Origin of the sequence: Listeria grandensis (assembly GCF_014322885.1) — a bacterium.
Classification (GTDB): Bacteria; Bacillota; Bacilli; order Lactobacillales; family Listeriaceae; genus Listeria_A; species Listeria_A grandensis.
On the sequence record NZ_JAASUG010000001.1, the window covers coordinates 497,402 to 510,879 of the forward strand.

The following is a 13,478-nucleotide window of genomic DNA, read 5'->3' on the forward strand; positions in this document are numbered from 1 at the left end:
AATATTTTATTTTTAAATTAGGAATTGTATTTTATATCTACTAATTAGCTTTTATTTTGCTTCAATAGTCACTCGTGTTTCACTGGTAGTGCCATTTTCATTAGAGGCTCTTACTGTAAACGTATCTCCAACGATCTGCAGTGCCGCTACACCGCTCACATAAATTCTAAACGTACCGTCTGCATTGACTTGGCCATTGCGGAGTAGTGTGCCAGCCTTATCATAGACACTGATTTTAGTCACCTCATCAGACACGGTTCCTGTCACGTACGCTTGACCGGCACGATATGTGGCTACAACTGGTGCTGCTAATAATTCTTGTACCGTACCCGTCGCCGCTTCGCTAAAATTACCATTAGCATCCTGCGCCACGACTTCAAATGTCGTTCCCGCGAGTTTCAACGCTGCTACATCGTTGGCATAAATTCGGTAGCTACCATCTGCTGCGACATCTACGGTTCGGATGTTTTTACCTGCAATTATGAGCGTTACTTTCGCAGCTCCTGTTGGTGCTGTGCCACGAAGGTAGGTGGTTCCTACATAAAATGTTGTAATGCTAGGTGCTGCCAATTGGGCACTCACAACGGTAACTGTCACACTGTCACTTTCCTCACCGTCTTTTGTTTGATTAATTGTAAGCTCTGTTCCAGCGGCTTGTGGTTTGATGGTTACCTCGAAGTTTCCATCTACATCGACTTCCCCCACTCCAATATCCTTTCCAGCCGCCTTCACTTTAACCGTCGCACCCGGATAACCTTTCCCCGTCACTTTGGTACTATTTGTCGTTATCGCACTGATCTCCGTTAGTTTATCTAATTTTAGCGCCACAAAAAGTTCGACAGGATCACTAAATGCACCATTCTTTGTTTGGGTGATCAATACGCGCTTACCTGCCGCTTGCTTTGGAAAGGTCACTTCAAATTCTCTGTTACTACCTACTACGCCATGGCCGATCACTGCCCCATCTACGTAGACAGAAACAGTGGCTCCTATTGTGCCTTTTCCACTGACTTTTGTGCTTTCTGTTGTTAAGCTATTCGACACAACTAATGGTTCGACATTTACTCTATAGTTGCGGTTGCTTTCTGTTACCTTGCCAAATAAGGTCGCTTTCACTTTTAACATATCTCCACCCACTAAAGGCTGAACGGTAGTTGACCACTCTCCCAGTGCATTAGCCGTTGTTGTTCCTATCTTGGTAGTGCTATTCCATAGTTCAATGGTGGATCCTCCAGCTGCTTTTCCGGAAAGAGCTGTGCCTCCATCAATCAATTTAGTTGTAATCGTTGGGTTTTCAGCGGCACCAACAGGCTTAAGAGTAGATTGTCTCGGGGCATCTGGATATCCAGGCCAATACCCAACGGCATAAATGGTCATGCCTTCTCGTAGCGGCGCTGCTAAATAGGCTGTCCATATACCCCTTGCATCTGCTTTCACTTCACCAATTGCTAGATCCCGATCTGTTGCATAATCTCGAATCTTGACAATCATGTTTGGATCAGCTGCACCCACAATAACACTTACACCTTCACTCATGTCCGCTCTAATAAGCGGGGCATCTGACAATGCTTTAACAACATCTTCACTCTCTACAACTACACCATCATAAAAAGTCGTTCTTGCCTTTACTCGATCCCCTGTGCGTAATTTGTTGACCTTTATAGTCCAATTACCTGAGTAATCGGCGACTACCGCATTAGACCATCCTTTGTCATTAATATTAAGTTGTACTTTATTGACCTTATACGGGTATGGATCACCCCATATATAGCTTGTACCAGCTATTTCAGTTTTCCCATCAAGTAAATCAGAAGTGAAATGAACATAGTGATCGGCACTTACAACTGCCCTTGCGTTCGCATTAGTCGGGATAGTCGCTGCTTTGGCTATCGTTGCTTCTGCGCCTCCCCAAGATGTTCCTCCAACTATACAAATACACGTTCCTGCTAATAGTGTGGCTGTCGCTATTTTTGTTTTTAGTTTCATCATGATTCTCCTTTTTAATGTTTTATTTTTAAATTAGGAATTGTATTTTATATCTACTAATTAGCTTTTATTTTGCTTCAATAGTCACTCGTGTTTCACTGGTAGTGCCATTTTCATTAGAAGCTTTCACTATGAACGTATCTCCAACAACTTGCAGTGCCGCTACACCACTCACATAAATTCTAAATGTACCGTCTTCATTGACTTGGCCGTTACGGAGTAGTGTCCCAGCCTTATCATAGACACTGATTTTGGTCACCTCCTCAGACACAGTCCCTGTCACGTACGCTTGACCGGCACGATATGTGGCTACAACTGGTGCTGCTAATAATCCTTGTACCGTACCCGTCGCCGCTTCGCTAAAATTACCATTAGCATCCTGCGCCACGACTTCAAATGTCGTTCCCGCGAGTTTCAACGCTGCTACATCGTTGGCATAAATTCGGTAGCTACCATCTACTGCCACATCTACGGTTCGGATGTTTTTACCCGCAATTATGAGCGTTACTTTCGTCGCTCCTGTTGGCGCTGTGCCACGAAGGTAGGTGTTCCCTACATAAAATGTGGTAATACTTGGTGCTGCCAATTGGCCATTCACAACAGTAACTGCCACACTGTCACTTTCATCGCCGTCTTTAGTTTGGCTGAGCGTAAGTTCTGTTCCCAGGGCTTGTGGTCGAATGTTGACATCAAAGTTCCCATCATCGTTGACTTCCCCGACCCCAATATCCTTTCCAGCCGCCTTCACTTTAACCGTCGCACCCGGAGAACCTTTCCCCGTCACTTTGGTACTAATGGTCGTTACCGCACCGATCTCCGTTAGTTTACCCAACTTTTGCACCACAAAAAGTTCGACAGGATCGCTAAATGCGCCATTCTTTGTTTGGGTGATCAATACGCGCTTTCCTGCCGGTTGCTTTGGAAAGGTCACTTCAAATTCACTATAAACACCTACTACACCACTACCGACCACTACCCCATCTACGTAGACATCAATAGTGGCTCCTACCGTGCCTTTTCCACTGACTTTTGTACTCTCTGTTGTTAAGCTATTCGACACAACTAATGGTTCGACATTTACTCTATAGTTGCGGTTGCTTTCTGTTACCTTGCCAAATAAGGTCGCTTTCACTTTTAACATATCTCCACCCACTAAAGGCCGAACGGTAGTTGACCACTCTCCTAGTGCGTTAGCCGTTGTTGTTCCTATCTTGGTAGTGCTATTCCATAGTTCAATGGTGGATCCTCCAGCTGCTTTTCCGGAAAGAGCTGTGCCTCCATCAATCAATTTAGTTGTAATCGTTGGGTTTTCAGCGGCACCAACAGGCTTAGGACTAGCTTGTCTCGGGGCATCTGGATATCCAGGCCAATACCCAACGGCATAAATGGTCATGCCTTCTCGTAGCGGCGCTGCTAAATAGGCTGTCCATATACCCCTTGCATCTGCTTTCACTTCACCAATTGCTAGATCCCGATCTGTTGCATAATCTCGAATCTTGACAATCATGTTTGGATCAGCTGCACCCACAATAACACTTACACCTTCCCTTATGTCTGTGTAAATACCTGGGGCATCTGGCAATGCTCTAACAACCTCTTCACTCTCTACAACTACACCATCATAAAAAGTCGTTCTTGCTTTTACTCGATCCCCTGTGCGTAATTTGTTGACCTTTATAGTCCAATTACCTGAGTAATCGGCGACTACCGCATTAGACCATCCTTTGCCATTAATATTAAGTTGTACTTTATTAACCTTATACGGGTATGGATCACCCCACATACCGGTGTTACCAGATATCTCCGCTTTCCCATCTAGTAAATCCGAAGTGAAATGGACAAAGTGACCAACACCTACCACTGCTCTTGCGTTTGGATTAGTCGGAATAGTCGCTGCTTTAGCTGTCGTTGCTTCTACTCCTCCCCAAGTGTTCCCTCCAACCACACAAATACACATTCCTGCCAATAGTGCGGCTGTCGCTATTTTTGTTTTTAGATTCATCATGATTCTCCTTTTTAGTATTTTATTTTGTAAATTTAAAATATTACTTACCGAGAGAGGTATCCCCTTCGAATTTATGTATCCATGGTATATTCCATAAATCATGCATCCCCCGTACAGGTCCTCCTTCTTACATAATTATACGCAAAAACATCCTCTTAGTATGTAGAGAAAAACCAAACATATTTCGCCATTTATCCAGAAAGATATCGCTTTCCTGGCTTTTTTTAGTATTTTTTAGCACGCTTCGTTCCTAGCATCCTTTCATCGATAAAGCTACTATAAAACTTTTTTCTGGCACATTAAAAAAACGACCCACAATAACTTCTGAATTGTAGGTCGTTTCTTCAACATCCGTTGATTTGACAGTCTATTTCGTTAAGACTGTCACCTCATTTTTGTCGCTTACTCCTCCATCTGCTGTGAAGGCTCTCACGCTAATTTTATTTCCTACGCGCTCAAAAATATTGATTCCATTAACGTAAACTCTGAAAGTACCCTCTTCTTGGTTGACTTGACCTGTTCGAAGAGCAACGCCTGCTCCATTGTACAGCGTTATTTTTTCAACACCTTTTGCGACCGTTCCTGTCAAGTATGCTTGTCCTAGTCGGTAGGCATTCACAACGGGTTTTGGCACCTCGGTAACTGTGTCACTCGTCTTGTCACCAGCTAAATTATTACCATCTAATGCTACAATCTCGAACTTGGCACCTACCTCCTTCAATCCGGCAATATCATTGGCATAAATGCTATAGCTGCCATCTTCGGCTACTCCATGTACTCGAGTTGTTACACCATTTACGCTCAATCTTACTCTTGTTGCGCCACTTGGTGCTTTACCTCTGATGTAAGCAGCATTCAGATAATATTTCTCAATAGTCGGAGCTACCATTCCATCGGACTCAATCTTACCGCTTACGGCATTACTTACAGCGCCACTAACATGGAAAGCTCTCACGGTAAAGCTGTCGCCTAGCACTTTGAAAGCTTCTTGGTCGGCTACATTAATTCTAAAAGTGAGGTCCGCATTAATTTGACCATATCGCAATATTTTTCCAGTTTTATCGTATACTGCAATTCTTGTACTACCTTCTGACACTCGTCCTGTCACATAGGTTTGACCTAGTTGATAGCGTGATACAGTTGGCACAGCGACTGTTTGTACAGTACTTGTTACTTCTCCGCTCAATAGATTATTGGCATCTCGTGCAACGATACCGAAAGATGCTCCTGCTTGTTGCAACGCCACCACATCATTACAGTAAATGCTGTAGCTACCATCCGCCGCGACACTCACCGTTCTAACAATCTTGCCAGCTATAACTAATGATACTTGTACGGCATTTTCTGGCGCTTTTCCTTTCAGATAAGCAACACCTAGGTAGTAATCACTAATCGTTGGATCGGCTAATCCTTTCGTTACTGTTACTTCGGTAGCTTCACTTTCATCCTCATCTTTCGTCTGGCTAATCAGTAATTTAGCCCCTTCCGCTTGTTTCGGAATAGCTATATCAAAATTACCATCTGTTTTCACACTTCCTGTTGCAATTTCTGTTCCATTAACCTTGATACTAACCGTTGCTCCCGATACGCCTTTTCCTGTCACTCGCGTACTATGAGGTGTCAACGTACTAACATTCGTTACTTTTTCTAGGCCTTTTACAACCGTTACCTCCACCGCGGCACTTTCATTTTCGTCCTGTTTTTGTGTTACTGCAAGCTTACTTCCTTCTGCTTGCTTCGCGATTCGAGCAGTAAAATTACCATCCGCATCTACTGTACCTGTTCCGATTTCATTTCCATTAACTTTGACGCTGACAGTTGCTCCAGCACTTCCTTTTCCGGATACGGTTGTACTATTCGCTGTCACTTTTTTGATGTTACTTACCTTGTCTAAGCCTTTCACAACAGTAGCTTCCGCAGTTTCACTAGTCACGCCATTTTTAGCTTGCGTAACGACTAATTGTGCTGCCTCGAGTTCTTTTGGAATAATAATCTCAAAATTACCACTCTTGTCTGCTGTTGTTGACCCAAGTAGTTCTCTTGCCTTGCTTCCTTTGATGCTGATATTAATCGTCGCGCCTGGGCTTCCTTTACCAGTTACTTTTGTTTGATTATCTGCAACGACTGCTCGAATGTCACGTGGGCTTCCTAGGGCAATACCATATTTTTCGCTGTCTTTATATTTTCCTAATTCCGTCGTGGATCGAACTTGTACTGCATTTCCTGCAACTAAGGCTGGGACTGTTGCTGACCACTTTCCTGTTAGCTCATCCGCTTTTACGGTTGCTACTGGATTGGCACCACCCGTCCAAACCGTCACGCTAGCGCCTGGGAAAGCTGTTCCCGAAACGCTTGTTACACCATCTGTTAGTGTTGACGTTACCGTTGGGGCTTCTTGGTCTACGATCACTTGTTCAGCATCACTGACATCAAGATCTTGTTCCTGCGTCACGGATAGTTTTGTGCCTAATTTTTGTTTAGGAATCGCTACCTCAAAATCACCTTGCTCATCCACTGAGGCTTTCCCAATTTCGGTCCTGCTTACTTTGACACGAACTACTGCGCCAGGCTTCCCTTTTCCTGTTACACTCGTGCTGTTAGATGTTACAGGGCTAACTTTAGGCTCTTCAATCCCTTGAATAGCTTTTACAATAGTAGTCTTAGAATCTGAATATCTATCAGGCGCATAATACACTTTCTGATAAATATTGTAAGTAGTTCCTTCTGGCTGTTTTGGAATAGTTAGTATATAGCTCCCGTCCCTATTTACAGTTGTCATGGTACTATAATAACTACCATCTGTCTTGCGTGTTCCTAGGTAAACTATGGCGCCTGGAACTCCATTCTTACCAATGACTTGATCGCTATTCGTTGTTATAGGTGTTAAATTTTCTTTTTTAATAGTCTCTGGTAAAATTATCGCCACATCATTAACTTCTCTGATTCCGTTTACAGTGGGGTAGGACCAGATTACATCTCCAACTTTTAATGGCAGAAGTTCAGCTTCAAAATTACCTTCTGCGTCAGCTGTTACATCTACAAACTCTACCGGATGAATCGTCGGATTTTTAACTAGCCTTAATTCAGCCCCCGGTAAAGTTTTGCCCCATATTTTCGTGCTACCTATTTCCGTCCCACCTGTAAGAGCTGTAGCCAAAACTGATTGCGCTACATTTAAGTCCTCTGGCACTTGCACTTGTATTGCTTTCGATGCTTTTGTCTCTAAAAGATCTCCTGCCGTATTTAAATTAGGTAGTTCTGCCGCCTCTACTGGAGATGCCCCAGAAACCAATTCTGCTATACTCGGAGTGGTACACGCCAAACCGGCTACCATCAGTAGTCCAGCTAATTTTTTCTTGTTTTTCATTTAATTTTATTCCTCCATTTTTTTAACTTTTCGCATATTAACCGATAGAATGGCTAACAGTAATATCACGTGTTAGCCAAGATTCTATCGGCTATGCTCTCGATATCATGCTATTCGCTATTTTGACAACTTATTTGGGTAAGATTACAACGCTAGTCTCACTAGTCTTCGTGCCATTTGCATTAAATGCTCTTACGATAAAGCGATCGCCTGCAATTTGAAGCGCGGCTACTCCACTTACATAGATTCGGAAAGTACCATCCGTATTAATCTGTCCATTACGAAGTAGCGTTCCAGCCTTATCGTGTACACTAATTCTTGCTGCTTCCTCTGATACCGTTCCGTTAACATATGCCTGACCAGCGCGATACGGTAACACGGTTGGAGCTGGCATCCCCAACACTTCGCCTTTAGCAACTTCGCTGTACTTATTATTAGCATCCTGTGTTACCACTTCAAAAATGGCACCAACTAACTTTAATGCAGGTAAGTCATTCGCATAAATACGATAGCTTCCATCTGCTGCAATCGTTCCACCTCGAACGGCCTTACCATCAATTCGCAGGAAGACTTTCGTTGCACCAGCGGATACTTTCCCAGTAATATACGTGTCACCTAAAAGATAATTCGCAATGGTTGGAGCTGCAGCAATTGTCTGATCTTGTCCAACCGTTCCTACTGACGCATTACTTACAACACCAGTCGCACTCGTTACTTTCACAGTAAAGGTATCTCCAACAACACGAAGCGCCGGTAAATCACTCGCTAAAATCCTAAATGCACCATCAGCATTGATTTCCCCGTGACGAAGCAATGTCCCCGCTTTATCATACAACGATACACGAGTCATTCCCTTCGCTACTTTTCCAGTCACATGGGTGTGTCCTACGTTAAAAGCATCTAATTCGGCTACTGGCACTTCTTCTACTGTGCTTGCTGCTACTTCACTTAACTGTCCATCGGCATCTTGCGCTACGACTTCAAAAATGGTTCCAACTTGTTTTAATCCAGCTACGTCATTCGCATAGATTCGGAAACTATTATCTGCTGCAACATCCACTGTTCGGACGTTTTTGCCGTCGATTTTAAGCGTTACTTTTGTTGCACCGGCTGGAGCTACTCCTCTTAGATAAGTGGCACCCGCATAGTGTGTTGTCAGTGTTACCGCCGGCAATTGCGTGCTTTTCTCCACGGTTACCACTACGGCGTCGCTTTCATCTGTACCACTCGCTTGTGTGATCGATAGCTTGGTTCCTTCTACTTGCTTGTTAATGCCCACACTAAAATTACCTTGGCTATCTACTTCATTTTTCCCAATCTCGGTGTCGCCTACTTTCACGCGGACGGTTGCTCCTGGTGTTCCTTTTCCGATCACCTTGGTGTCATTTGCTTTGACGATACCAATGCTACCCACTTTACCAATTCCTTGACTTACCGTTATTCCCGAATATATGCTCGCTATGCCCTTAGATACTTGATTGAAATCCAGTTGTCGAAATACGGCTTGTTTTGGAATATATATTTCAAAGTTTCCATTTAGATCAGCTCTTCCACCACCAATCCTAGTACCAATCGGTGCAACCCTCACATTGACTAATGCTCCCGGTTCGGCTCTTCCTGTTATTTTAGTAGTGTTCGTTGTTATACTACTAGTAACCGTTAGAATAGACACATCTGGTGCTGAGCTAGCATATGGAATAGACTCGTTAGCCAAGCTTTCTTCATCATTCCTGATTTGGAAAACTGCAACCCGCGTTCCTGGAAATAGATTAGCTAATGACTGATTCAATGGTATTTCGAAATTACCATCTGGGTATACTCGAGCTTGCCCAATCTCAGTTCCATTGATTCTCGCACTAACAATTGCTCCTGGAATTCCTTGCCCAGTCAGTATTTTGCTGTTCAAATACGGACGATCAAGCATTGATACGGCGGGGGTAGCTTCTCCTCTGACCGTAATTTCTAGCGGTATACTCTCTTCTCCATCAACAACTTGAACAATGGATAATTTTGTTCCTGCCTTTTGTGCTACAATCTTAAAGTCAAAGGTCCCAAATGCTGTCACTCTTCCGTTCCCAATCTCAGTATTTCCTACTCTCACACGGACAGCTGCACCGCGGATCCCTTTTCCACTTATCCATTCGGAGCGTTCCCGCACAATGCTGACATCACTTACTTGATCTACACCATACACATCTATATTGCTAAAAATAGATTCCAGCGGTGTTGCAGATTGTGTAAGTGGGTTTACCTCTTGTTCCATCATCGCCGCTTTTACTTTCAATTTTTCATCGTCCACCAATGAGGAATCATCTAGTAAACATACAAATGCTCCTGATAGTAATGCCGTTGCCACCATTTTTCCCTTTTTATTCATTTTTAATTTGTTCCTCCCAATTTTTAATTTTTTTCGTATCTTGACCTATAGAATGGCTAGCATTCACATTCCTGCTGGCCGTTCTATAAGTCAGATTACGACATCAAATTCTAGTATCTATTCCCTTTATTTATGGTAAAACCACCGCTGTTGTTTGGGCACTAACGACGCCCGCAGCATTAAGTGCTCTGACTGTAAATGATTGTCCAGCAGTTTGTAATGCGGCTATACCACTAACATAAATTCTATAGGTTCCATCTGCATTCACTTGACCGTAACGAAGTAGTACGCCTGCGTTATCATAAACAGCGATTCGCTCGGTTCCTACTTTTACAGTTCCTGTGATATTCGCTTGACCTGCTCTGTATGGTGCTATTACTAGCTCTGATAATCCTTTTACCTCACCTGCTGCCACTGCGCTTAGTTGACCATTCGCGTCTGTTGCAATGATCTCAAAGGTTTTCCCTACCACCTTGAGTGCTGCTATATCATTAGCATAGATCATGTATTTTCCATCTGCGCTGATCGTTCCTATTTTCACAAACTTACCGTCAATAACAAGCGTTACCTTCACTGCGCCTTTTGGTACTTCACCTCGAATATACGTCGCATTCAGGTAGTAGTCTGTAATTGTTGGTGCTGCTAATTGTCCACTAATAACGGTTACGGTTACCGAGTCACTCTCATCTTCGCCTTCTAGTTGACTAATCGTTAGCTTGGTTCCTACGGCTTGTTTTGGAATGGCCACGTCAAAATTACCCTGCGTATCCACTTTTCCTGTTCCAATTTCGCGTCCATTTGCTTTGATGCTTATTGTTGCATTCGGGCTTCCTTTTCCGGTAACTTTTGTGCTATCTGCAGTTACAATACCAATGCTACTCGGCTTGTCTAATCCTTTGGTTACCTCAACTTCAGATGCTACACTGCTCATGCCATTTTTAGTTTGGGTAACAGATAGTTGCTCTCCTTCAATTTGTCTCATAATAAGAACTTCAAATTCACCTTGATTGTCGACGGTTGCTGTTCCAGCCAAAATGCCATCTATTTTCACGCTGACAGACGCTCCAGCACTGCCTTTACCAGTTACTTTTACTCGATCGCCAATAATAATAGCTCGTAGATTACTTGGCGTCATTAGATTAACACCGTAGCGCACGCTGTCTTTGAACTGGCCTGGTGCTACCGTTGCTCGCACCTGTACAGCATTACCCCCAACTAATTCTGGGACTGTTGCTGACCAATTCCCTGTTATGGCATCTGCTTTTACATGTGCTACTGCTGTGGGTGACCCAGTCCAAACAGTAATATCAACTCCTGGAGCTGCTGTTCCTGAGATTGTTGTCATGCCATCCTTCAATTCCGAAGTTACTTCCGGAATTTCTTGTTCTACAACTAGCTTTGTTTCTTCACTTACGTCTTTATTCTGTTCTTGCGTAATGAGCAACTCGACTCCTAGCTTTTGCGCAGGGATCACGACTTCGTAATTCCCATTCTTATCAACTGTTGCTGTTCCAAGTTGCTTGTCTTGTACGCTTACCCGAACTGTTGCTCCTGCTTTACCTTTCCCAATTACTTTCGTGCTCCGATTTGTAACAGACTCAGCACTAGGTTTCGCAATGCCTTCCGCAACTTGTACATGGAAATTACCCAAACCATTAGTACCATCAAAAGCCACGCCATTCCACTTTTGCGATATGCTGATAAAATAACCTTTTGCTTGTTTCGTAATTGGCAGTTCAAAATTTCCATCTTTATCTACAATAGCGGAAGTAGACATCAATTCCATTTGGTTACCAACTTTAATTTGAAACTCTGCTTCAACTCTTACACCTGGGTACCCTCCTGACCCCGTTATTTTTGTACTATTTGTAGTTACTGGATCAATGTTACTTTCTGAGAGTTTACTTGGCCATAAGCTGTATACTGCACTACCAGCCGAACCAACTCCATGATTTTGTAAAGTTAGAGTATGTCCCAACTCCAATTTGGGGATGATAGCTTGCCACTTTCCTTGGCCGTCTACTTGTACTGTAATCGTTTCTTGTGGCCTACCCATAAATGATATTCTTATACCTCCACCTGGTACACCATTTCCTGATATAGATGTACTACCCAAATGAAAACCGCTAGTTATTTGTATCGTCTTATCTGGAGCTAACGAGACATCTACCGATTCTTGAGATAAAACTTTACTAAAATCTTGACCTTGTGTTGAAATTTCATTTTGCTTTTGAACAAACAATCCATTTTCCGCAGCGTTTACCACAGGTCCATTGAATGCAGATCCTAACACGCCTCCTGTTGTCACAATCAATCCGGCCATCATTAATAAAACTGGTTTCTTCATATCTCTATCTTCTCCCTTTTAATCAATTATTAAAAATATTTTTTCTATTAAGTCTACACTATTTAAACAAACAGATTTCTCTCACGTGCACTGGACCAAAAAATTAAGCATTTTAGTTACTATCTACCTCCTTATTCAAGTGAGCATTCCAGAAATCATATGTTCCAAAGTATAACTTTGCATGTGATATCCATCTGTAAAAAAACTCCGCTTCTTCATCACACTACCCATTATACGTCGTAATATCAGATTAGTATGTAGATAAATTTCAGACATTTTTTGATGAAAATAGATTCAGTAAACGCTTTCTTGCAATTTCATCATCAAAATAACTACCTGCCAAAACCAAAAGTAACACAACGAAAAGCCCAGTAAATGTGCTCCTAAGGACACTTTTACTGGGCTTCAGCGTATCGATACACGACCATTTTTGTTGTAGCATTTTGAATAGTTTTCTCTGAGGTTTGGCAAAATGGACAGGTTTTTTGCGTGAAAGATAGTTTCTCTACAATCTAAAGCCATAAACGATATTCCTAGGAACATCATTTATGGGCTTTTTAATAATGAAATATGGCTGAACTCGATATACTAATTATATATGAAGTGGTTGAAGACGCATATTTTTGAATGTCTCCACATTTAAGTTCGATAGTTTTCCTAATCGGTTATAATCCATCACTTGGAAATCGTGTTCTCTTGTTACTATCTCTTCCTTCTCCAAATAGCTCAATATTTCTTTCACATGATGAACTGGAACTCTTAATAAGGAGGAAATGATGTCTTCTGAGAAAGGAAATGGTAACGTTACTTGATTATTTCGGATTGGTAATGATGTAAGCATGACTAATTCTAGTATAACATCAGCCAATCGCTGTTTGAGTGGTGCTTTTTTTTCACGTAAGTTATACGAAGTGATGATATGATGTAGCGTCACATTTTCAAGTATTTTGTGAAATAGGGATGGGTTAGCATAGACATGATCTAGAAAGTAATCTTTTTCTATTAGTAGACCTTCTCCGTGCGTAACGGATACGATGCGATATTTTATATTACTACAAAAGAGGCGGCGGTTTATCAAATTCTCAATACCAGCAAATTCACCTGCGGCAACTAGCGTTTCAAACTCCCAACGTCTTTTCCGATAAATCTCAATCTTAGCTATCCCTTTCTTCATGAGAAAAAACTGATTATTTTTTAGCCAATCATACTGATACAATACTTGCTCACTTTCAAAATGAATTGTCTCTGTATATTCTTGAGCTAATCCTGAAGAAGTCGTTAAAAAATCATACACTTCTAACATTTCAGTCACTCCTCATATTTACTTGCTTTATTCACTTTAACGTATCAAAGTGATTTACTACATTGGCAAGTATACACCCATATGCTTTCTTTG

General features: G+C 42.3%; 6 protein-coding genes. All 6 read right to left on the reverse strand.

All coding sequences use genetic code 11. From position 1 onward, the window contains the following. Positions 1 to 51: 51 nt before the first annotated feature. Entirely contained in the window at positions 52 to 1,989 is a 1,938-nt protein-coding gene (locus HCJ54_RS02130; RefSeq protein WP_187136455.1) for an Ig-like domain-containing protein, read from the reverse strand. 64 nt (positions 1,990 to 2,053) lie between these two features. After that, positions 2,054 to 3,991 carry an Ig-like domain-containing protein gene (locus tag HCJ54_RS02135; RefSeq protein ID WP_187136456.1) on the reverse strand — a complete coding sequence of 646 codons (1,938 nt, stop codon included), beginning with the start codon at positions 3,989 to 3,991 and terminating at the stop codon, positions 2,054 to 2,056. Positions 3,992 to 4,358: 367 nt separating this feature from the next. Beyond that, positions 4,359 to 7,358 carry an Ig-like domain-containing protein gene (locus tag HCJ54_RS02140; RefSeq protein ID WP_187136457.1) on the reverse strand — a complete coding sequence of 1,000 codons (3,000 nt, stop codon included), beginning with the start codon at positions 7,356 to 7,358 and terminating at the stop codon, positions 4,359 to 4,361. Between the two features lie 130 nt (positions 7,359 to 7,488). Continuing rightward, the gene (locus HCJ54_RS02145) at positions 7,489 to 9,735 is read right to left on the reverse strand and encodes an Ig-like domain-containing protein (RefSeq protein ID WP_187136458.1); all 2,247 of its coding nucleotides are present in this window, start codon (positions 9,733 to 9,735) and stop codon (positions 7,489 to 7,491) included. Between the two features lie 130 nt (positions 9,736 to 9,865). Continuing rightward, positions 9,866 to 12,082 (reverse strand): Ig-like domain-containing protein, encoded by a 2,217-nt coding sequence (locus tag HCJ54_RS02150; RefSeq protein WP_187136459.1) that lies wholly within the window; start codon positions 12,080 to 12,082, stop codon positions 9,866 to 9,868. Between the two features lie 592 nt (positions 12,083 to 12,674). Further along, positions 12,675 to 13,385 carry a cyclic nucleotide-binding domain-containing protein gene (locus HCJ54_RS02155; RefSeq protein WP_187136460.1) on the reverse strand — a complete coding sequence of 237 codons (711 nt, stop codon included), beginning with the start codon at positions 13,383 to 13,385 and terminating at the stop codon, positions 12,675 to 12,677. Between the last annotated feature and the right edge of the window lie 93 nt (positions 13,386 to 13,478).

Bases quoted from the DNA above. Each gene is read 5' to 3' on its own strand.
- HCJ54_RS02130 (WP_187136455.1), bottom strand. From the start codon at position 1,989: ATGATGAAACTAAAAACAAAAATAGCGACAGCCACACTATTAGCAGGA.
- HCJ54_RS02135 (WP_187136456.1), bottom strand. From the start codon at position 3,991: ATGATGAATCTAAAAACAAAAATAGCGACAGCCGCACTATTGGCAGGA.
- HCJ54_RS02140 (WP_187136457.1), bottom strand. From the start codon at position 7,358: ATGAAAAACAAGAAAAAATTAGCTGGACTACTGATGGTAGCCGGTTTG.
- HCJ54_RS02145 (WP_187136458.1), bottom strand. From the start codon at position 9,735: ATGAATAAAAAGGGAAAAATGGTGGCAACGGCATTACTATCAGGAGCA.
- HCJ54_RS02150 (WP_187136459.1), bottom strand. From the start codon at position 12,082: ATGAAGAAACCAGTTTTATTAATGATGGCCGGATTGATTGTGACAACA.
- HCJ54_RS02155 (WP_187136460.1), bottom strand. From the start codon at position 13,385: ATGTTAGAAGTGTATGATTTTTTAACGACTTCTTCAGGATTAGCTCAA.